At 53.9% G+C, this 20911-nt stretch carries 17 protein-coding genes; 10 read left to right on the forward strand and 7 right to left on the reverse strand.

Annotation, left to right across the window (positions count from 1 at the left end; translation table 11 throughout):
- Positions 1-7: 7 nt before the first annotated feature.
- From ABIE10_RS16820 to ABIE10_RS16830, 3 genes are read right to left on the reverse strand one after another with little or no spacing between them, the layout of a single operon-like run.
- On the reverse strand, positions 8-835 hold the full coding sequence (locus tag ABIE10_RS16820) for a carbohydrate ABC transporter permease (protein WP_216403286.1): 828 nt from the start codon (positions 833-835) through the stop codon (positions 8-10).
- A complete protein-coding gene (locus tag ABIE10_RS16825) occupies positions 836-1702 on the reverse strand; it encodes a carbohydrate ABC transporter permease (RefSeq protein ID WP_200047064.1) in 867 nt (288 codons plus the stop codon). It lies immediately after the preceding gene.
- A gap of 9 nt (positions 1703-1711) precedes the next feature.
- The gene (locus ABIE10_RS16830; protein WP_016154603.1) at positions 1712-2998 is read right to left on the reverse strand and encodes an ABC transporter substrate-binding protein; all 1287 of its coding nucleotides are present in this window, start codon (positions 2996-2998) and stop codon (positions 1712-1714) included.
- A gap of 211 nt (positions 2999-3209) precedes the next feature.
- Here ABIE10_RS16830 and ABIE10_RS16835 point away from each other — a divergent pair, with 211 nt between their 5' ends.
- The 4 genes from ABIE10_RS16835 (at position 3210) to ABIE10_RS16850 (ending at position 8894) form a co-directional block, all read left to right on the forward strand.
- Positions 3210-4256 carry a LacI family DNA-binding transcriptional regulator gene (locus ABIE10_RS16835; RefSeq protein ID WP_016154604.1) on the forward strand — a complete coding sequence of 349 codons (1047 nt, stop codon included), beginning with the start codon at positions 3210-3212 and terminating at the stop codon, positions 4254-4256.
- Positions 4257-4281: 25 nt separating this feature from the next.
- Positions 4282-5670 carry a phosphomannomutase CpsG gene (locus tag ABIE10_RS16840; protein ID WP_429156362.1) on the forward strand — a complete coding sequence of 463 codons (1389 nt, stop codon included), beginning with the start codon at positions 4282-4284 and terminating at the stop codon, positions 5668-5670.
- Entirely contained in the window at positions 5667-6734 is a 1068-nt protein-coding gene (locus ABIE10_RS16845; protein WP_049040409.1) for an ABC transporter ATP-binding protein, read from the forward strand. Before ABIE10_RS16840 ends, ABIE10_RS16845 begins: the two co-directional genes overlap by 4 nt.
- Before the next feature lie 141 nt (positions 6735-6875).
- Positions 6876-8894: an FAD-dependent oxidoreductase gene (locus ABIE10_RS16850; protein WP_429156364.1), complete on the forward strand. Its 2019-nt coding sequence runs from the start codon at positions 6876-6878 to the stop codon at positions 8892-8894.
- A gap of 56 nt (positions 8895-8950) precedes the next feature.
- On the opposite strand, the gene rlmG is transcribed toward ABIE10_RS16850, so the two are convergent.
- Positions 8951-10087 (reverse strand): 23S rRNA (guanine(1835)-N(2))-methyltransferase RlmG, encoded by a 1137-nt coding sequence (rlmG, locus tag ABIE10_RS16855; protein ID WP_216403289.1) that lies wholly within the window; start codon positions 10085-10087, stop codon positions 8951-8953.
- A gap of 83 nt (positions 10088-10170) precedes the next feature.
- On the opposite strand from rlmG, the gene ABIE10_RS16860 reads away from it, so the two are divergent.
- The 4 genes from ABIE10_RS16860 (at position 10171) to sstT (ending at position 14469) form a co-directional block, all read left to right on the forward strand.
- Positions 10171-10671 (forward strand): M48 metallopeptidase family protein, encoded by a 501-nt coding sequence (locus tag ABIE10_RS16860; protein WP_103767079.1) that lies wholly within the window; start codon positions 10171-10173, stop codon positions 10669-10671.
- A 72-nt stretch (positions 10672-10743) separates the two neighbouring features.
- The gene (locus tag ABIE10_RS16865) at positions 10744-11742 is read left to right on the forward strand and encodes a Gfo/Idh/MocA family protein (protein ID WP_047499168.1); all 999 of its coding nucleotides are present in this window, start codon (positions 10744-10746) and stop codon (positions 11740-11742) included.
- 271 nt (positions 11743-12013) lie between these two features.
- Complete coding sequence (locus ABIE10_RS16870; protein WP_016154611.1) at positions 12014-12982, forward strand: TerC family protein; 969 nt, start codon at positions 12014-12016, stop codon at positions 12980-12982.
- A 242-nt stretch (positions 12983-13224) separates the two neighbouring features.
- Entirely contained in the window at positions 13225-14469 is a 1245-nt protein-coding gene (gene sstT, locus ABIE10_RS16875) for a serine/threonine transporter SstT (protein ID WP_049283300.1), read from the forward strand.
- Positions 14470-14483: 14 nt separating this feature from the next.
- On the opposite strand, the gene ABIE10_RS16880 is transcribed toward sstT, so the two are convergent.
- From ABIE10_RS16880 to uxaC, 3 genes are all read right to left on the reverse strand, one after another.
- Positions 14484-15038 carry a YgjV family protein gene (locus ABIE10_RS16880; protein ID WP_016154613.1) on the reverse strand — a complete coding sequence of 185 codons (555 nt, stop codon included), beginning with the start codon at positions 15036-15038 and terminating at the stop codon, positions 14484-14486.
- Positions 15039-15244: 206 nt separating this feature from the next.
- Positions 15245-16732, reverse strand: coding sequence for a UxaA family hydrolase (locus ABIE10_RS16885; RefSeq protein ID WP_016154614.1), 1488 nt, complete (start codon positions 16730-16732; stop codon positions 15245-15247).
- Positions 16733-16747: 15 nt separating this feature from the next.
- A complete protein-coding gene (gene uxaC, locus ABIE10_RS16890; RefSeq protein WP_047499643.1) occupies positions 16748-18160 on the reverse strand; it encodes a glucuronate isomerase in 1413 nt (470 codons plus the stop codon).
- A 472-nt stretch (positions 18161-18632) separates the two neighbouring features.
- Between uxaC and ABIE10_RS16895 the strand changes: the two genes are divergently transcribed.
- Both ABIE10_RS16895 and exuR read left to right on the forward strand, forming a co-directional pair.
- Positions 18633-19934, forward strand: coding sequence for an MFS transporter (locus ABIE10_RS16895; RefSeq protein ID WP_016154616.1), 1302 nt, complete (start codon positions 18633-18635; stop codon positions 19932-19934).
- Positions 19935-20068: 134 nt separating this feature from the next.
- Positions 20069-20845, forward strand: coding sequence for a transcriptional regulator ExuR (gene exuR, locus ABIE10_RS16900; protein WP_047499647.1), 777 nt, complete (start codon positions 20069-20071; stop codon positions 20843-20845).
- Positions 20846-20911 lie beyond the last annotated feature (66 nt).

Here is a 20911-nt window from a genome sequence, read left to right on the forward strand (position 1 = left end):
ACGTTCCTTATTTCAGTGATAACGACATGCCTTCGAGGAAGTATTTTCTGAACAGAATAAACAGGACAACGATTGGCAGCATCTGCACCACCGACCCCGCCAGCACCGGTCCCAGGTAGATGCCATAGGATTTGCTGAAGGTGGCGAGCAGCACCGAAAACGGCATTTTGTCCACTTCGCGCATCACGATCAGCGGCCAGAGGAAGTTGTCCCATGAGCTGGAAAAGGTGAACAGCGCGACAATCGCCAGAATGGATTTATTCAGCGGCATCATCACATGCCGCAGGATCCCCCACAGGCTGGCGTGATCGAGCCTTGCGGCGTACAGGTAATCATTCGGCGTGCCTTTAAAGCTCTGCGAAACCATGAAAATGCCCCAGGCGCTCATCGCATACGGCAGGATCATCGCCCCGTAGCTGTTGATCAGCCCCAGTTCACGCATCAGGACAAACTGTGGAATGATGAACATAAAGACCGGGAAAACCATCTGCACAATCAACAGGTTGCGAAACGCATTTTTGCCGCGAAAATCGGTTTTCGCGACGGCATATCCCACCAGCATTGAGGTCAGCGTGACGCAGACGGTAATGGTGAGCGACACAAACAGCGAGTTAACCAGGGTGCGCAAAAAAGGTTTGTCCGCCCGGTTGCTGTTATCGAACAGAAAAGCGTAATTCTCCAGCGTCAGATGACCGGAAAACAGCCCGGTCGTGTAGATTTGCGCCGTCGGTTTCAGCGAGGAGATCACCATCCAGATAAAAGGATAGAGCCAGGTGAGCGCCAGCAAAAACATCATGGCGTGAATGAGCAGCGTTAAGGGAGTCAGTTTCTTCATTCACACAATCTCGATATGTTTTTCGAATACTTTGCGGAAGACCCAGATGGCGAGGAAACTGCATGCCGCAACGATAATCGACATGGTCGCCGCCCAGGTTGGCTTCATTTTCTGGAACGCCACTTCATACATCACCACCATCGGACTGGTGGTGCTGTTGAGCGGTCCACCGCCGGTGATAAGATACGGCTCGGTAAAGATGCTGAACGCCACGGTAATCGCCAGCACCATCACCATCACGATTTGCGCGTTCATCATCGGCAGGGTAATCGCCCAACTTTGCTTAAACCTCCCGGTTTTATCCAACTGCGCCGCGCTGTAAATATCCGCGGGGATCGCCACCATCCCGGAATAGAGAATCAGCCCGTAATAACCGACGAATTTCCAGGTAACAATTAACGCAATGGATAACATGGCGCAGTCAGGGTTGGTAAACCAGGGCACAGAGATGCCGAAACTGGCCTGTAAAAATTGATTGACCGGCCCGTATTCGCTGAACAATTTTGAAAAGACGATGGAATAGGCCACCCCCGAAGAGATATTCGCCAGTAAAAAGCTCAGGGCAATAAAACTTTTCCCGTACTTAATTTTTCGTAATCCCGCGGCAAACAGCAGCGAGGCAAGAAAGACAATCGGGATATACCACATTAAAAAACGGCACACGTTCCACATCGACTGCCAGAATAACGCGTCATGAAACACGCCAATGATATTCTGTAATCCGCTAAACGTCGGCGTGCCAATAAATTGCCAGTTCGTCACGCTGAGCACGACCAGCCAGCACAGCGGATAAAACCAGAACAGCAACGAATAACCGATCCACGTGGAGGCCAACAGGCCTCCGGTGCGGGATTCATATCCAGCCATTTTTTCCCCTTATTTCGCCAGCAACGTATTAATTTCCTGCGCGGATTTATCGAGGGTGGCAGCCGGATCGGCGTGGTTGAAAATGACCTGCTCCAGCATCTGCGTCATGCTGCGCTGAATCTCCGTGGTTTGCGTAGTGGCCGCTGGCGGCAGCGCGACGTCCACGTAAGATGCGATCGCCTTCTCCAGCGGGTTTTTCTCAAAGTAATTCACAAACAGCGGATTACTCATTAAATCACTGCGTGCTGGCGGCATACCGGTCAGCTCCAGCCAGCTCCGGTCGTGCTCGGCGTTGTTAAAGACCCACTGAATAAACGCCCACGCCTGCGCTTTGCGCTTGCTGGAACTGAAGATCACCACCCCTTTGCTGTCGCCGAACGTATACGGATGCGCGTCGCCTTTCTCGGTGAGCATCGGCCCAATTTGCAGCGTTTTGAGGATCTCCGGATACTGCTTGTGATAGCGAGCGATATCCCACGGACCGCGCGCGGACGCCAGCACCTGTCCAGTCGCTAACGGATCGTCGGCGGCGGTGAAGTCGTAGCTGCTCCACTTGCTGTTAAAGACTTTCCCCATAAAGGTCAGTACCGCCTGTCCGGCAGGATCGGCAAACGTCGCCTGATGACCCGCGAGGTAAGGTTTACCGCCGTTTTGCGCATAATAAAGCGGAATAAAATCGAACCAGCGTTCCCACCAGTTTTTCCCGGCGGTCATCTGGATAACATAGCCGTTATTATCCGCCGCCCGGCGCTCTGCCAGCTGATAAAGCTCATCATAACGGGTCGGAACATGATCAAAACCATACTGCTTGAGTAAATCGCCCCGCCACCACCAGACGATAGGATTAATATAGATTGGCAGAACATGTTGCTCGCCGTTTAATTGCCAGGCAGGAATAATTTTGCCCATCTGTCGGTTATTAACGAGTTCATTAAAACCACTCATTTTAGACAGGTCTTCAAGCTGACCAATTTCCACCAACTGGCTGGCAAAACCGATAAAGATATTACTGGAAATATCGGGTTCCGTGCCGGAAGCCAGCGCGTTCATTATTGCCTCTTCAGAACTGCTGGCGGCAGGAATGGGCGTAAATTCGACCGGGGTATGCGCCGGGTCTTTATTCCATTCTTTAACCATAGTATTCCAGAAGGCTTCTTCATTTTCGTTTGGTGCCACCCACATTTTAATTGGCGTTTTTGCTGTCTCTGCGGATTTTTTATCATCCGGACCGCAGCCAGAAATACAAAATGCGAATAGTACACAGGCTGTTAATTTAGCTAATTTTACAACTCTCACGATAACTCTCCATTTACTTTCAATAAGTATTGATTTACCGCTACCCTGCTATTGAATGGAGCGTAAATTAACACCCCCTTTTTATGTTTAACGTTAAACAAATCACAAAACGATTTTTGTTTAACGTTAAACTTTGCATCAACGTTCAACGCAATGGACGATAGAAATAAATAATTCACGCCAATATATAAACCCAGCAAATATATTAAACATGAAAATAAACGTTAATGATAATAAAGATAAGAAACGTATTACGATAAAATCATTGGCCAAGATTATGGGTATTTCCCATACCACGGTGTCGAACGCATGGAATAATCCGGAAAAATTATCTCCGGAGCTGCGCCAGCGAATTTTGCAATATGCCAGCGAGCTTGGCTTTCAGGGACCGGACAAGCTGGCGCGCGCGCTGCGTACCGGCAAATCTGACACCATCGGCGTGATATTCAACGACTCTATGAGTTACGTGTTTATCGATCCCCACGACATTGCGCTGATGCGGGGGATCGCCGTCCAGTGTGAAGAACAAAACGTCAATCTGGTCTTGATCCCTTTGCGTAAGCGGCAACAGACGCCGCTCAACACCCTGGTTGATGGCTATATTCTCAACGCCACGCATAACAATGCGGCCATGATCCAGCACGCGCTGGCTCATGGGCGTCCGGTGGTCACGCTCGATTTTCAGTTTCCCGACCATAGCAGCGTCTCCATCGATAACGCCTGCGCCATGCGCGATATTGCCCGCTATCTGGCCGATAAAGGTCATCGACATTTCGGCATCATCGCCTTTCCGTCACAGCCCTCAGCGCAGGGAATGTGCGATCTGACCGCCCCCGTCACCGGCGACAACCTGCTGATGCTCTCCCGCGTGAATGCCTGCCGGGAGGTTTTCCAGCAGCGCGGCTTCGCCCTTGATACGTGCTGGCTGTATCAAACCCGACACGATGAAGAACACGGCGAACAGGCGGCCAAAGCGTTACTGGAAACCCATCCGGAGATCACTGCGCTTATCTGCCTTTCCGATCGCTTCGCCGTCGGCGCGATCCACTACTGCCAACGGCAGCAACTGGCGGTTCCGCAGCGGGTTGCCGTTACCGGTTTCGATAATCTCGCCGTTGAGGTGGCGGGAATACGCCTGACCACCATCGCGCAAGACGCGGAAAAGAAAGGGGAAATGGCCGTCAAATTGCTGCTCACCAGAGGACCGGTGACCCACTATGAATTGCCTTACCAGCTCATCATTCGGGAGTCAGCCTGACTCATTAATTACAGAAGAGTAGATTATGGATGAACTAACCTGTTTTAAAGCCTACGACATTCGCGGTGAGGTTGGCGTCAACCTGACGCCGGATATCGCCTTTCGCATCGGTCGCGCTTACGCCGCCTGGCGCCATCCGCGCCGGGTGGTGATCGGCGCCGACATTCGCCTTAGCTCGGAATCGTTAAAATCCGCCGTGACCGACGGGCTGATTTCCAGCGGCGTGGATGTTATCGACCTTGGTCTGTCAGGCACCGAAGAGATCTATTTCGCCACCCGGGAACTGCGTGCCGACGGCGGCATTCAGATTACCGCCAGCCATAATCCGGCGCAGTACAATGGTATGAAGCTGGTGCGCGAAGAGGCGCGTCCGATCAGTAACGACAACGGCCTGCTGGAGATAAAAGCGCTGGCGGAGCGCAATGACTTTGCACCGATTGTCCATCGTGGCAGCCTCATCCCTTATGATAATCGCCCCGCCTGGATTGCCTGCCTGCTGCGCTTCCTTCAGCATCCGCCGACTCGCCCGTTACGTATTGTGACCAACGCCGGACATGGCACCGTCGGGCCTGCGCTTGACGCGATCGCCGACGGACTGGCCCGTGCGGGGGTTCAGATTGAGTTTATTCGCCTGCACCATCAGCCGGACGGTCATTTCCCGGCGGGCGTGCCGAATCCGATGCTGACGGAAAACCGCCTCATCACCCAGCAGGCGGTTATCGAGAATCAGGCTGATTTCGGCATCGCCTGGGATGGCGATTTCGATCGCTGCTTCTTCTTTGATGAGTGTGGCCGCTTTATTGAGAGCTACTACCTGGTTGGCCTGTTCGCCGAGCACTTCCTGCAACGCTCCGCAGGCAGTCATATCATTCTGGACCCGCGCCTGACGTGGAATACGCTGGACGTTGTAACTCGCTGCGGCGGAATCCCGGTCATCAGCAAAACCGGGCACGCCTTTATCAAAGCGCGAATGCGCGAAGAGGACGCGGTCTACGGCGGAGAAATGAGCGGCCACCACTACTTCCGCGATTTTGGCTATTGCGACAGCGGGATGATCCCACTGGTATTGCTGCTGCAAATTATCGGCAGCGACAGCCGTCCGCTGTCGGCGTATATCGAACACGCCCAGGTGCGCTTTCCGGTTTCCGGCGAAATCAATCTGACGGTGGCCGATCCGCAATTGGTCATGCAATCCATCGCCGCTCACTATCTGCAAGCCGGCGGCCTGCGTGACGATTGCGACGGGTTGAGCATCGACTTCGTTGACTGGCGCTTCAACTTACGCGCCTCCAACACCGAGCCGCTGCTGCGCCTGAACGTGGAAACCCGCGCGGATACGGCACTGCTGGCGCGCAAAACCGATGAACTTTTAACGCTGATTGCAGCCTGGGATTCTGACAAGGAGAGGTTATGACCGCGCTAAGCCTGAGTAATATTCATAAAGCCTGGGGCAAGAACACCATCATTGAAAATCTGTCGCTGGAGATCGCCTCCGGGGAGTTCATTGTGCTGGTTGGCCCTTCCGGATGCGGGAAATCCACGCTGCTGCGGATCATCGCCGGACTGGAAATCCCCGACGGCGGTAAACTGGTGATGGGGGGAAAAGAGGTCACCAGGCTTGCGGCGGGCAAACGCAACCTGTCGATGGTGTTTCAGTCCTACGCCCTCTACCCGCATATGACCGTCAGGGAAAATCTGTCATTCGGTTTACGTAATATCAATACGCCCGCCGCCGAGATTGATAAGCGGGTCGCTCACGCCGCCAGCATGCTGAAGCTGGAAGAGATGCTGGACAGGCTGCCGCAGAATCTGTCCGGCGGGCAGCGCCAACGTGTGGCGATCGGGCGTTCTATTGTCCAGCAACCGGAACTGTTTCTGTTTGATGAACCGCTGTCTAACCTGGATGCCGCGTTGCGGGTCGGGATGCGCCAGGAGATCCAGCAACTGCATAACACCCTGAAAAACACCATGATCTATGTAACGCACGATCAGGTGGAGGCGATGACGCTGGCCGATCGCATCGTGGTGCTTTACAAGGGAAAAATTGAGCAGGTGGGCACGCCGCTGGAGCTGTATAACACCCCGGCAAACCTGTTTGTCGCTGAGTTTATCGGCACGCCGAAAATCAATGTTCTGCCAGCGGTATGGCGCGAAGGCGCGCTGCATATCGCCGATAACCTCGTCTTCCGCCTCACCCGTCAGCCCGCAGGCGTTAGCGACGGGGACAAACTGTTTGTCGCCATCCGCCCGGAGCATATGCAGTACCAGCAGACCGGGGATTTCACATTGCAAGGGCGTACCCGGCTGTGTGAATTACAGGGCGACTCCACGCTGGTGTGGTTGGATCTGGCCGGCCACCCCGTGTGCCTGAAGTCTTTTCAACAGCTTAGCTTCATGCCGGATACACCGCTTACGCTCACCGTACAAGAGTCGCACCTGCACCTCTTTGACGGTCTGGGTAAACGACTGGCGTTCTGACCCACTTGCCCTTGCGTCCGCAGGGGCATTTTTTGAATCCCATCACAATCACGGCATTCCCCTTTTCCCTTTTACGCGGCGACGGCTAAATTATTAACTCATCCGACCACATAACAATAATTTTACATACTGGACACCTTTATGAGCTATCCGTCGCTGTTCGCCCCGCTCGATTTAGGCTTCACCACGCTTAAAAACCGCGTGCTGATGGGTTCAATGCATACCGGGCTGGAGGAGTATCCCGACGGTGCAGAACGGCTGGCCGCGTTCTACGCCGAACGCGCCCGTCACGGCGTAGCGTTAATTGTGAGCGGAGGTATTGCGCCTGCGCTTTCCGGCGTGGGGATGGAAGGCGGCGCGATGCTGAACGACACCAGCCAGCTTGCACATCATCGCGTCATTACCGACGCGGTGCATGACGAAGGCGGCAAAATCGCCCTGCAAATCCTGCATACCGGGCGTTACAGCTACCAGCCGCATCTGGTGGCACCTTCTGCCATTCAGGCGCCAATCAACCGCTTTACGCCGCATGAGCTGACGCACGATGAGGTGCTGCAGTTGATTGAAGATTTTGCCCACTGCGCTCAACTGGCGCGGGAAGCGGGCTATGATGGCGTCGAAGTGATGGGCTCGGAAGGCTATCTCATCAACGAATTCCTGACTCTGCGCACCAATCAGCGCAATGACGAGTGGGGTGGCGAGTATGCCAACCGCATGCGTTTTGCCGTGGAAGTGGTGCGCGCGGTACGCCAGCGTGCCGGTAATGACTTTATTATTATCTTCCGCCTGTCGATGCTCGATCTGGTGGAAAACGGCGGAACCTTCGACGAAACCGTCCAGTTGGCGCAGGCGATAGAAGCCGCAGGGGCGACCATTATTAACACCGGTATTGGCTGGCATGAGGCGCGTATTCCCACTATTGCCACCCCGGTGCCGCGCGGTGCGTTTAGTTGGGTGACACGTAAGCTGAAAGGGCATGTGACGATCCCACTGGTCACCACCAACCGCATTAACGATCCTCAAGTCGCCGATGACATTCTGGCTCGTGGCGATGCCGATATGGTGTCGATGGCCCGTCCGTTCCTCGCCGATGCCGAACTGCTGTCAAAAGCGCAAACCGGGCGAGCGGATGAGATCAATACCTGTATCGGCTGTAACCAGGCCTGCCTGGATCAGATCTTCGTCGGCAAAGTCACCTCTTGCCTGGTGAATCCGCGCGCCTGCCATGAGACCAAAATGCCGATCGTTGCCGCCACTGCGCCGAAAAATCTGGCGGTTGTCGGAGCAGGTCCTGCAGGCCTCGCCTTCGCCATTAATGCCGCCGCACGCGGTCATCACGTGACGTTGTTTGACGCGCATAGCGAGATTGGCGGGCAGTTTAATATCGCTAAGCAGATCCCCGGCAAAGAAGAATTTTATGAAACCCTGCGCTACTACCGCCGGATGATCGATGTGACTGGCGTGTCGCTGAAGCTGAATCACTTTGTCAGCGCACGCGATCTGTACCCCTTCGATGAAGTGATCCTCGCCAGCGGGATCGAGCCACGTATGCCACCGATCGAGGGGATCGCGCATCCTAAAGTGCTCAGCTATCTCGACGTCCTGCGCGATAAAATGCCGGTGGGTAAACGCGTGGCGATCGTTGGCTGCGGCGGGATCGGTTTTGATACCGCCATGTATTTGAGCCAGCCCGGTGAGCCCACCAGCCAAAACATTGCGGAATTCTGCGTGGAATGGGGGATCGACACCAGCCTGCAACAGCCTGGCGGCTTACGCCTGGAAGGCCCGCACTTATCCCGCAGCCCGCGCCAGATAGTGATGTTGCAGCGCAAAGCCAGCAAACCGGGACAAGGTTTAGGGAAAACGACGGGCTGGATCCATCGCGCCACCCTGCTCTCACGCGGCGTGAAAATGATCCCGGCAGTTAGCTATCAGAAAATTGATGATGATGGGTTACACGTCGTGTTGAACGGCGAACCGGTGATCTTTAACGTGGATAACGTGGTGATTTGCGCCGGACAAGAGCCGCGCCGTGAACTGGTTGATCCACTCCACGCAGCAGGTAAAACGGTGCATCTGATCGGCGGCTGCGATATGGCGATGGAGCTGGATGCCCGGCGCGCTATTGCCCAAGGGACGACGCTGGCGCTGGAAATTTAACAGTATGGATTTCGTAGGCCGGATAAGGCGGTCACGCCGCCATCCGGCACACACGATTAGCGGCGGCGACCGGTTTTGACCGCTTTCAGTACCACGAATTTATTATTGGTGGCGATGGTCACACAGTTGCCGAAAATCTTCTTCAGCTTGTGGAAGTAGTCAAGGTGACGGTTAGCCACAATGTACAGCTCACCGTTGATTTTCAGGCAGCGGCGAGCGTGGTGGAACATCTCCCAGGCAATGTTATCCGTCAGCGCGTGCTTCTGGTGGAACGGTGGGTTACACAGCACGGCGTTAAAGCGGAACGGTTCGACGCCCGACAGCGCGTTGTTGATCATAAACTCACAGCGATCCAGCGCTTCAGGCATGTTACTTTCCACGTTCAAGCGGCTTGAAGCCACCGCCATCGGCGATTCATCAACAAATACCACGCTGGCTTCCGGGTTCTTCGCCAACAGCGTCATACCGATGACGCCGTTACCACAGCCGAGGTCAACAATCTCCCCTTCGAGGTTTTCCGGCAGATGCTCGATAAAAAAGCGCGCGCCGATATCCAGTCCGGTACGGGAGAAGACGTTGGCGTGGTTATGGATAGTCCATTCGGTACCTTCCAGCTTCCAGCTTAGCATTTGCGAGGCAGCGGCCAGCTCAGGTTTGCTGAACGTACAGTTGATTAAACGGGCTTTTTTCCACGCCAGCGTGGTGGTGGTTGGACCCAATACTTTTTCAAACAGCTCCAGCGTCGAGGTATGCACATCACGCGCTTTTGCCCCGGCGATGATACGCGTTTGCGGCGTCACCACTTCACGCAGCGCGCGCAGTTGCTGCTCCAGCAGCGCCATGGTTTTTGGCAGCTTAATCAGCACCACGCCCGGCGCCTGCGGATATTCAGCGGTGCTGTCGAGGAATTTGACGCTCGACTCAGCAATATCGTTATGACGCAGGTTCTCGCGTGTGGCAAGCTCGCTGAGATAGGAGTCGCCAATGCTGTACGGCGAATGTTGCGCCAGCGCACAGCCCAGCGCGCCAAAGGTATCATTCAGGATTAGCACCGGGCCGCTAATCTCGGTATCGTCCAGCTGTTGCAGCAGATATTCATCTGCCGCTTCCCACGCCAGCAGCGGGTTAACGTCATCCGTTTCCGGGAAACGTTTAAGTGACAGCGAACGGAAACCGTTGTCTATGTGGCTCATCGGCCCTCCTGAATGGTAAAATTTCGGCGTATCCCTGAAAAGGGTGCGTGAGTATACACTTTTTATGATTGGCATGGGCAAAGATGAACCAACTAACTTATCTCCAGGGCTACCCGGAACATTTGCTTTCTCAGGTGAGAACGCTGATTGCTGAACAGCGTCTGGGCGCAGTGCTGGAGAAGCGCTATCCGGGGACGCATGATTTCGCGACCGACAAAGCGCTCTGGCAATATGCTCAGGATCTGAAAAATCAGTTCCTGCGTAATGCCCCGCCGCTGAATAAAGTCATGTATGACAGCAAGATACACGTTCTGAAGAATGCGCTGGGGCTGCATACCGCCGTATCTCGCGTGCAGGGCGGTAAGCTAAAAGCCAAAGCGGAGATCCGCGTTGCCACCGTGTTTCGCAATGCCCCTGAACCTTTTTTACGCATGATCGTCGTTCATGAACTGGCGCATCTGAAAGAAAAAGAGCACGACAAAGCGTTTTACCAGCTGTGCTGTCATATGGAGCCTCAGTATCATCAACTGGAGTTCGATACCCGCCTGTGGTTAACGCAACAATCGTTAAAGCAAACTGCGTAGTCGCGCACTGGCTTTGTCTTCAGAGCATGCTAAATTGACGAAAGGATCCCTTTTCGCAGCCTGAAGGCCATTATGATACGTTTCGCAGTAATTGGCACAAACTGGATCACCCGCCAGTTTGTCGATGCCGCCCATGAAACCGGCAAATATAAGTTGACCGCGGTCTATTCCCGTAGCCTCGAGCAGGCGCAGACCTTCGCCAATGATTACCCCGTCGAGCATCTGTTTACCTCACTGGAAGCGATGGCGCAAAGCGAGGCGATCGACGCCGTCTACATCGCCAGTCCAAACTCCCTGCACTTCCCGCAGACCGAGCTGTTTTTGCGGCACAAAAAGCATGTTATTTGCGAAAAGCCGCTGGCCTCAAACCTGGCGCAAGCCGAAGCCGCTATCGCCTGCGCGCGCGAAAATCAGGTCGTGCTGTTTGAAGCGTTTAAGACCGCCAGCTTGCCTAACTTCCTGCTGTTGCAGCAATCTCTACCCAAAGTCGGAAGAATCAGGAAAGCGTTTATCAATTACTGCCAGTACTCCTCGCGTTACCAGCGCTATCTGGACGGTGAAAATCCGAACACGTTTAATCCGGCGTTCTCAAATGGCTCGATTATGGATATCGGTTTTTACTGCCTGGCCTCAGCGGTTGCGCTGTGGGGTGAGCCGCAAAGCGTTCAGGCCAGCGCCAGTCTGCTGGAAAGCGGCGTAGATGCCCACGGCGTGGTGGTGATGAATTACGGTGATTTCAGCGTCACACTCCAGCACTCAAAAGTAAGCGACTCGGTGTTAGCCAGTGAAATTCAGGGTGAGCAGGGATCGCTGGTGATCGAGCATATCTCCGAGTGTCAGAAAGTGTGCTTCGTTCCTCGCGGGGGGAAAACCCAGGATCTGACGACGCCTCAGCACATCAATACTATGCTGTATGAGGCAGAGGCTTTTGCTCATTTGGTTGAATCCGGCGAAGTGGATCACCCCGCACTGGCCGTCAGCCGTATCACCGCCAAACTGCAAACAGAGATTCGCCGCCAGACCGGCGTGATTTTCCCGGCAGACGAAGCGGTAATATCGCTGACTGCGTAAAAGTATGTAAAACGAATGTTGCAGGCCATTGACTGAATGCATGGCCTGTAATATTTTGTAACCCGCAAAGGGGAGTAACTTCGTTGTCGGTTGATCGTCATTACGATGTGTGAAAAACCACATCCGGTCGCCGGGCGATAACAAAGGAATACGCCATCGTATTCCTTTGTTGTTGTAAGTGAGACCTTGCCGAATGGCAAGGTCTATGCATAAAAAGCAGCGGCTAACGTCATTCGGCGTTGGCCGTTTTTTTTATGCATGGGGAAATACAATGAATACTGTCGGCACACCGTTGTTATGGGGTGGCTTCGCTGTCGTGGTGGTAATTATGCTGGCCATCGACCTGCTGTTGCAGGGTCGTCGTGGCGCGCATACGATGTCGATGAAGCAGGCTGCGGCCTGGTCAATCGTTTGGGTAACGCTGTCGTTACTGTTTAACGCCGTCTTCTGGTGGTACCTGGCACAAACCCAGGGCCGCGCCGTTGCCGACCCACAGGCGCTGGCGTTCCTTACCGGCTATTTGATCGAAAAATCGCTGGCAGTAGATAACGTCTTTGTCTGGTTGATGCTGTTCAGCTACTTCTCCGTACCGCCTGCGTTGCAGCGTCGGGTACTGGTGTATGGCGTGCTGGGAGCCATTGTTCTGCGTACGATCATGATCTTCGCCGGCAGTTGGCTTATCACCCAATTTGAGTGGCTGTTGTACGTGTTCGGTGCATTCCTGCTGTTTACCGGCGTAAAAATGGCGCTGGCGAAAGAAGATGCTTCCGGTATTGGCGACAGGCCGTTAGTACGCTGGCTGCGCGGTCATTTGCGCATGACCGATACCATCGAAGATGAAAAATTCTTCGTGCGTAAAAACGGCCTGCTGTTTGTTACGCCGCTGATGCTGGTGTTGATTCTGGTTGAGCTGAGCGACGTCATTTTTGCCGTCGACAGTATTCCGGCTATCTTTGCCGTCACTACCGACCCGTTCATCGTGTTGACCTCAAACCTGTTTGCTATTTTGGGTCTGCGCGCAATGTACTTCCTGCTGGCGGGCGTGGCGGAGCGTTTCTCCATGCTGAAGTACGGTTTGTCGGTCATTCTGGTGTTTATCGGTATTAAGATGCTGATCGTCGATTTCTACCATATCCCGATCGCTATCTCGTTAGGCGTGGTATTTGGCATTCTGTTTGTGACGCTGATTGTGAACGCCTGGGTCAACCACCAGCACGATAAAAAGCAACAAATACAGTAAGTTTCATCTGCTAGCTGAAAAGCCCGACAGCACACTGCGTGCGTCGGGCTTTTTGTTTATCATGTCAAAATAATGTTAACCCAAAGTTATAAAATATGATCTCAACGCGAAATCCAGGATATTTCGCTTCCAGAACCCTGTTCTTTCCTTATACTCAGCCATGCAAACATTTGCCTCATCCTGAAAGATGCGTCTACAGAACGCACAAAGGCAGGGCAACAACACAATGAAAGGATTACTACATGACTACGCAACGTTCATCGGGGCTATTCTCGCGCCTGGCGCAAGGGAGCCTGGTTAAACAAATTTTGATCGGTTTGGTTCTGGGGATTTTACTGGCACTGGTGTCAAAACCTGCGGCAGAAGCCGTTGGTTTACTGGGTACTCTGTTCGTCGGCGCGTTAAAAGCCGTCGCACCAATTCTGGTTCTGATGCTGGTAATGGCTTCTATCGCCAACCACCAGCACGGGCAAAAAACCAATATCCGCCCAATCCTGTTCCTCTACCTGCTCGGAACATTTTCCGCAGCGCTAGCGGCCGTTGTCTTCAGCTTCGCCTTCCCATCAACGCTGCATCTTTCAAGCAGCGCCAGCGATATCGTACCGCCGTCCGGCATTATTGAAGTGATGCGTGGCCTGCTAATGAGCATGGTTTCTAACCCAATTGATGCACTGCTTAACGCCAACTACATCGGCATCCTGGTTTGGGCCGTCGGTCTGGGCTTTGCGCTGCGTCACGGTAATGAAACGACCAAAAATCTGGTCAACGATATGTCCAACGCAGTCACCTTTATGGTGAAGCTGGTGATTCGTTTCGCGCCGATCGGTATCTTCGGCCTGGTCTCCTCCACGCTGGCAACCACCGGTTTCGCCACGCTTTGGGGCTACGCGCAGCTGCTGACCGTGCTGGTAGGCTGTATGCTGCTGGTAGCGTTGGTGGTCAACCCGCTGCTGGTATTCTGGAAAATTCGCCGCAACCCATATCCGTTAGTGCTGGCCTGTCTGCGTGAAAGCGGCGTGTACGCCTTCTTTACCCGTAGCTCCGCGGCAAACATTCCGGTGAATATGGCGCTGTGTGAGAAGCTGAACCTGGATCGTGATACCTATTCGGTTTCTATCCCGCTGGGAGCCACCATCAACATGGCTGGCGCGGCGATCACCATTACCGTGTTGACGCTGGCGGCGGTAAATACGTTGGGTATTCCGGTCGATTTACCGACGGCGCTGTTACTGAGCGTGGTGGCTTCGCTGTGTGCCTGCGGCGCATCGGGCGTGGCGGGAGGTTCTCTGCTGCTGATCCCACTGGCATGTAATATGTTCGGTATCCCGAATGACATCGCCATGCAGGTCGTTGCCGTTGGCTTTATCATCGGCGTATTGCAGGATTCCTGTGAAACGGCGCTGAACTCTTCTACAGACGTCCTGTTTACCGCTGCGGCCTGCCAGGCTGAAGACGAACGTCTGGCAAATAACGCCCTGCGCGGCTAATCTCTGCCCCTCCGTCACCGGACGGAGGGGTTCTCTTCTTGTACGCTTTTTTCAATTTTGAATGGATCAATTCCGCGTTTTTGCATCCGCCGGAAGCGAATAATGTTCAGGCCGTTCATCACCAGAAAACTACCTTCGATCATCGTCCCACCAATCGATCCCAACCAGAAATTATGGATAACCCAACAGGCGGTTGCGCACCACATTACGCAGCGCACGGTCAGCCCCTGGCAGCGAAACAGCGCCCAGGTGCTGGCCAGCGTGCCGATAATCGGCAACAGCTCCATCGCATGCTGTAATTTCGCCAGCCCAAGAACCAGGGTGAGGATAATAAAAACGGTCATTACCCACAGTTTGCGGGTATGCATCGAGACGAGTGTGCGGATGGTGTTTAGCTCTGCACTCATTCCCGCAGGCCAGGCGCCCATCAGAAAAAAATGCACGCCAATGGTGGCGCTGTAGACGGCAAGTTGCAGCCGGAACCGGCGCTCATCTCGATTGAAAAAGGTGGTAATGCCGATCAAAAAGGCGATGACACCTACGCCCTGGGCCAGCCAATACGCGGTCATGGGAGATCCTTGTGAGGAAACGCAAAAACAAACGGCGCTCCATATTATGAAACGCCGTTTTTAAAATCCACTCCATTTCGATTACCCAATAGATTTCGTGCTACCGCAAGGCGGTAAGTTCAGACATCCCCGGGAGCTTACTGGAGTAAGTGACCGGGGTGAATGGACGCAGCCAACGCGGCTGTCACGCGAAAGATGAAGGGTAATTACAATGTTACGCCGCTTTTAAAGATAGCCAGTTCCCGGAAATCGTTGCGCTCGTTGCAAGTTTGCTTGCCATTGGCGAACTCAACGATCGTATCGACAAACTCGCTCAGCAGCTGAGGCATCGCTTTACCGTGGATCAGCTGTCCGGCGTCAAAATCGATCCAGTGTTTTTTCTTGGCCGCCAGCTCGCTGTTGGTCGCAATTTTCACCGTCGGCACAAAACCGCCGTACGGCGTACCGCGGCCGGTGCTGAACAGCACCATATGACAGCCCGCGCCCGCGAGGGCACTGGTAGCAACCGCATCGTTACCCGGCGCGCTCAGTAAGTTCAGGCCGTGTGTCTTCAGGCGTTCGCCGTAGCGCAGTACGTCCACCACCTGGCTGGAGCCCGCTTTTTGCGTGCAGCCCAAAGATTTATCTTCCAGCGTGGTGATCCCGCCCGCTTTGTTGCCCGGCGATGGATTCTCGTAAATCGGCTGGTCGTGAGCAATGAAGTACTGCTTAAAGTCATTGACCATGGTCACCAGCTTGCCGAAGGTTTCTTCGTCACGGCAGTGGTCCATCAGCAACTGCTCGGCACCGAACATTTCCGGTACTTCAGTCAGCACGGTGGTGCCGCCGTTGGCAATCACGTAGTCGGAAAAACGCCCCAGCATCGGGTTGGCGGTAATACCAGACAGGCCGTCAGAGCCGCCGCATTCCAGACCAAACTTCAGCTCGCCCAGCTTACCCGGCTCACGCTTATCGTTACGCATCACGTTGTACAACTGATGGAGATGTTCAATCCCCGCTTCCACTTCGTCTTCCTGATGTTGGCAGACCATAAAGTGAACACGCTCAGGATCGTACTCGCCTAAGGTTTCGCGGAAGGCATCAACCTGGTTGTTTTCACAGCCCAGGCCGACCACCAGCACCGCACCCGCATTCGGGTGGCGCACCATATTTTGCAGCATGGTACGGGTGTTGATGTGGTCGTCACCCAGCTGTGAACAGCCGTAGGTGTGACTGAAAAGATGCACGCCGTCGATACCCTCGGCGTCGTTGGTCTCTTTCAGAAAGCGGGTCTGCATCTGACGCGCCATAGCGTTGACGCAGCCGACCGTCGGCAGGATCCACAGTTCGTTGCGCACGCCGACCTCGCCGTTGGCGCGACGGTAGATCTGTACGTCGCGATCGGCGGGTTGAACAAGCTCTGCCTGAAAATCAGGGTGGTAGCTATACGTGTCCAGGTCGCTCAGATTCGTGCGCGTGTTGTGAGCATGAATATGCTCACCCGCCGCCACGTCCACCAACGTATGACCGATTGGCAAACCGTATTTAATGACGTTTTCGCCTTGCGCAATATCGCATAAAGCGAATTTATGGCCACGAGAAACCGCTTGGCGCAGGATTACCGCTTGCCCATCAACGGTGACTTCGGTTCCTTCAGCCAAATCAGCGAGCGCTACCGCGACGTTATCCAGCGTATGGATCTTGATGTATTGCATACCTTCACCCAGGCCTTAGTTCAGTTCAATGGCGAAATAATCACGCGCATTGTTGAAGCAAATATTTCTGACCATTTCACCCAACAGCTGGATATCTGCCGGCGCTTCACCTGCAGCAACCCAACGGCCAATCATCTGGCACAGGATGCGACGGAAGTATTCATGGCGCGTGTATGACAGGAAGCTACGGCTATCGGTCAGCATGCCGACGAAACGGCTCAGCAGACCGAGCTGGGCCAGCTGCGTCATCTGACGTTCCATACCGTCTTTCTGATCGTTGAACCACCAGCCGGAACCGAACTGCATCTTGCCCGGCATACCTTCGCCCTGGAAGTTGCCGATCATGGTGCCCAGCACTTCGTTATCGCGCGGGTTCAGGCAGTAGAGAATGGTTTTCGGCAGCAGGTTCTGTTCGTTCTGCTTGCTCAGCAGTTTGGACAGCTCTTCGGCCATCGGGCGATCGTTGATGGAGTCGAAGCCGACATCCGCACCCAACAGTTTGAACTGACGCAGGTTGTTATTACGCAGCGCGCCGATGTGGTACTGCTGTACCCATTCACGACGCGCGTATTCCGCACCGAGGAACACCAGCACCGCGGTTTTAAACTGGGCAACTTCATGCTCGCTCAGCGTTTCACCCGCCAGGCGGCGTGCCAGAATGCTATCCAGTTCAGATTCGTTAGATTCAGCAAACAGCACCACGTCCAGCGCGTGGTCAGAGACTTTACAGCCGTGAGCCGCAAAGTGATCCAGACGTTTGGTCAGCGCAGCTTGCAGGTCGCTGAAGCGGCGGATATCCGTGTCAGACACCTCACCGAGCTTCGCCATATAGTCATTAAAGGTCGCCTGCTCAATGTTAAAGGCTTTATCCGGACGCCAGCTCGGCAGCACTTTCACATCAAAGCTTCCGTCTTTAGCAACGGCCGCGTGATGCTCCAGAGAGTCGATCGGGTCATCGGTAGTACCAACCATTTTCACATTCATCTGCTGCATGATGCCGCGCGCGGAGAATTTGTCCTGCGCCAGCAGTTCGTTGCACTGGTTCCAGATTTCGTCAGCCGTTGCCGGAGACAGCAGCTTACCTGTAATACCAAACGGGCGACGTAATTCGAGGTGGGTCCAATGGTACAGCGGGTTACCGATTGTGTGCGGAACCGTGGCGGCCCAGGCGTCAAACTTCTCGCGATCGGACGCATCGCCGGTACACAGGCGCTCAGCGACGCCGTTAGTACGCATCGCACGCCACTTGTAGTGGTCACCCTTCAGCCAGATGTCATACAGGTTATTAAAACGGTAGTTTTCCGCGATTTGTTGCGGTGGCAAATGGCAGTGGTAGTCGAAGATTGGCTGGTCTTTGGCGTAATCATGATACAGACGGCGGGCAAATTCGGTGTCCAACAGGAAATCTTCAGTCATAAACGGGGTCATTATCGTCTTCCTCTCAGCGAGTGCGTCAGATTGCTTATGTTTTGATGTTGACAAAGTTATCACACCAATTTCCATACACTGAAGATATTTTCGTGAGTTAGATCAACAAATGGCGACAAAAAAATTACTCTCAAAGAGGTAAACCACGCGCCAAGCCGCACCAGCACTGGCTTTGCTGAAGCGAAATAATGACCACACGAAGATTCACACTTTTGTGATGGCACTCACCTTTTAAAGCTGTATGACAAGTTATCTTTTTGCCGTCGCGATACATAAGCCGACGGAATGCAAATTACCGATGTATCACCATCGGATTAACCGGTACGGAAACCGAATTAGCACAAATATTGACATGGCAGAGTTCGGGGAGTACCGGCTTTTTTTCGGTTACCCCCTCGTAAAAGAACATCCTCCTCCCTGAACTGGAAGATGACCGCTCGTTCGCGGACATAACAAAACGATGAGGTTTTACATGCGTAAAATTAAAGGGTTACGTTGGTACATGATCGCACTGGTGACGCTTGGCACCGTGCTGGGTTATCTGACACGTAACACTGTGGCGGCAGCTGCGCCAACTCTGATGGAAGAGTTACACATCTCCACCCAACAGTATTCCTATATCATCGCAGCGTATTCTGCTGCTTACACCGTAATGCAACCTGTTGCCGGCTACGTGCTCGATGTGCTCGGCACAAAAATTGGTTACGCGATGTTCGCCGTTCTGTGGGCCGTCTTCTGTGGCGCGACCGCACTGGCTGGTAGCTGGGGTGGACTGGCGCTGGCGCGAGGTGCAGTCGGTGCCGCTGAAGCTGCGATGATCCCTGCGGGTCTGAAAGCCAGCTCTGAATGGTTCCCGGCAAAAGAACGTTCAATCGCCGTGGGTTACTTTAACGTCGGTTCCTCTATCGGCGCGATGATTGCTCCGCCGCTGGTCGTCTGGGCTATCGTCATGCACAGCTGGCAGATGGCCTTCATTATTTCTGGTGCCCTGAGCTTCATTTGGGCCATGTGCTGGTTGGTATTTTACAAACACCCACGCGACCAGAAAAAACTGTCTGATGAAGAACGTGATTACATTCTGAATGGTCAGGAATCACAGCATAAAAACAGCACCGCCAAGAAAATGTCTCTCGGTCAGATCCTGCGTAACCGCCAGTTCTGGGGCATCGCGCTGCCGCGTTTCCTGGCAGAGCCGGCCTGGGGTACCTTCAACGCCTGGATCCCGCTGTTCATGTTTAAAGTCTACGGCTTTAACCTGAAAGAGATTGCGATGTTTGCCTGGATGCCGATGCTGTTTGCTGACCTGGGCTGTATCGTAGGGGGTTACTTACCGCCGCTGTTCCAGCGCTGGTTCGGCGTTAACCTGATCGTTTCCCGTAAAATGGTCGTCACCATGGGCGCATTGCTGATGATTGGCCCAGGGATGATCGGTCTGTTCACCAGCCCGTACATTGCTATCGCCCTGCTGTGCGTCGGCGGCTTTGCTCACCAGGCGCTGTCCGGTGCGCTGATCACGCTCTCTTCTGACGTATTTGGTCGTAATGAAGTGGCAACCGCGAACGGTCTGACCGGTATGTCCGCATGGCTTGCAAGTACGCTGTTTGCGCTGGTCGTTGGCGCGCTGGCTGACACCATCGGCTTCAGCCCGCTGTTCGCCGTACTGGCGGTATTCGACCTGCTCGGCGCGTTAGTCATCTGGACGGTATTGCAGAACAAATCGGCCAGCGAGGTAGAGTCAGCTTCGCAAACTGGCGATCCCGCTGCGCAAAGTTAACCAGACACGATTTAACAAGGTTATGTAATGCTAAGCCGCCAGTCATCTGGCGGCTTTTTTATCGCCGCGAGTGGAGCCGTAATCGCAAAAGTGGTATAACAAATAGAGTCTGCCGTATCATGCCTGGAGCGCATATGGAAATCACCGAACCACGACGTTTGTACCAACAACTTGCCGCTGATCTGAAAGAACGCATTGAGCAGGGTGTCTACCTGGTGGGTGACAAACTCCCCGCCGAGCGCTTTATCGCCGATGAAAAAAATGTCAGCCGCACCGTGGTTCGTGAAGCGATTATCATGCTCGAGGTTGAGGGCTACGTTGAAGTGCGTAAAGGATCGGGGATCCACGTCATTTCAAACCAACCCAAACACTATGTCGCGCCAGATGAAAGTCTGGAGTTCGCCAGCTACGGTCCGTTTGAGCTGCTCCAGGCTCGCCAGCTCATAGAAAGCAACATTGCTGAGTTTGCCGCCACCCAGGTGACCAAACAGGACATCATGAAACTGATGGAAATTCAGGAGAAGTCGCGTAACGAAAAAAGCTTTCGTGACTCCGAGTGGGATCTCCTGTTCCATGTGCAGGTCGCGCTGGCAACACAGAACTCTGCCCTGGCCGCGATTGTTGAAAAAATGTGGACTCAGCGTATTCACAACCCCTACTGGAAGAAGCTGCACGACCACATCGACCTGCGCACGATAGATAACTGGTGCGACGACCATGACCAGATCCTGCGGGCGCTGATTCGCAAAGATCCACACGCCGCCAAACTGGCGATGTGGCAGCATCTTGAGAACACAAAGCAGATGCTGTTTAACGAAACCAGCGATGATTTTGAATTCAACGCAGACCGTTATCTTTTTACCGATAATCCCGTCATTCATCTCGATACGGCAGCTAACGGCGCAAAATAAACAATCTTAACGATGCAGGCGCGACAAAGCGCCTGTTTCTGACGCTTGGTAAGCATTAGGTATAAA

Source organism: Citrobacter sp. 506 (genome assembly GCF_050434985.1).
GTDB classification, from domain to species: domain Bacteria; phylum Pseudomonadota; class Gammaproteobacteria; order Enterobacterales; family Enterobacteriaceae; genus Citrobacter; species Citrobacter braakii.

Coding starts and splice junctions, on each gene's coding strand:
- ABIE10_RS16820 (WP_216403286.1), bottom strand. CDS start 835: ATGAAGAAACTGACTCCCTTAACGCTGCTCATTCACGCCATGATGTTT.
- ABIE10_RS16825 (WP_200047064.1), bottom strand. CDS start 1,702: ATGGCTGGATATGAATCCCGCACCGGAGGCCTGTTGGCCTCCACGTGG.
- ABIE10_RS16835 (WP_016154604.1), top strand. CDS start 3,210: ATGAAAATAAACGTTAATGATAATAAAGATAAGAAACGTATTACGATA.
- ABIE10_RS16840 (WP_429156362.1), top strand. CDS start 4,282: ATGGATGAACTAACCTGTTTTAAAGCCTACGACATTCGCGGTGAGGTT.
- ABIE10_RS16845 (WP_049040409.1), top strand. CDS start 5,667: ATGACCGCGCTAAGCCTGAGTAATATTCATAAAGCCTGGGGCAAGAAC.
- ABIE10_RS16850 (WP_429156364.1), top strand. CDS start 6,876: ATGAGCTATCCGTCGCTGTTCGCCCCGCTCGATTTAGGCTTCACCACG.
- rlmG (WP_216403289.1), bottom strand. CDS start 10,087: ATGAGCCACATAGACAACGGTTTCCGTTCGCTGTCACTTAAACGTTTC.
- ABIE10_RS16860 (WP_103767079.1), top strand. CDS start 10,171: ATGAACCAACTAACTTATCTCCAGGGCTACCCGGAACATTTGCTTTCT.
- ABIE10_RS16865 (WP_047499168.1), top strand. CDS start 10,744: ATGATACGTTTCGCAGTAATTGGCACAAACTGGATCACCCGCCAGTTT.
- ABIE10_RS16870 (WP_016154611.1), top strand. CDS start 12,014: ATGAATACTGTCGGCACACCGTTGTTATGGGGTGGCTTCGCTGTCGTG.
- sstT (WP_049283300.1), top strand. CDS start 13,225: ATGACTACGCAACGTTCATCGGGGCTATTCTCGCGCCTGGCGCAAGGG.
- ABIE10_RS16880 (WP_016154613.1), bottom strand. CDS start 15,038: ATGACCGCGTATTGGCTGGCCCAGGGCGTAGGTGTCATCGCCTTTTTG.
- ABIE10_RS16885 (WP_016154614.1), bottom strand. CDS start 16,732: ATGCAATACATCAAGATCCATACGCTGGATAACGTCGCGGTAGCGCTC.
- uxaC (WP_047499643.1), bottom strand. CDS start 18,160: ATGACCCCGTTTATGACTGAAGATTTCCTGTTGGACACCGAATTTGCC.
- ABIE10_RS16895 (WP_016154616.1), top strand. CDS start 18,633: ATGCGTAAAATTAAAGGGTTACGTTGGTACATGATCGCACTGGTGACG.
- exuR (WP_047499647.1), top strand. CDS start 20,069: ATGGAAATCACCGAACCACGACGTTTGTACCAACAACTTGCCGCTGAT.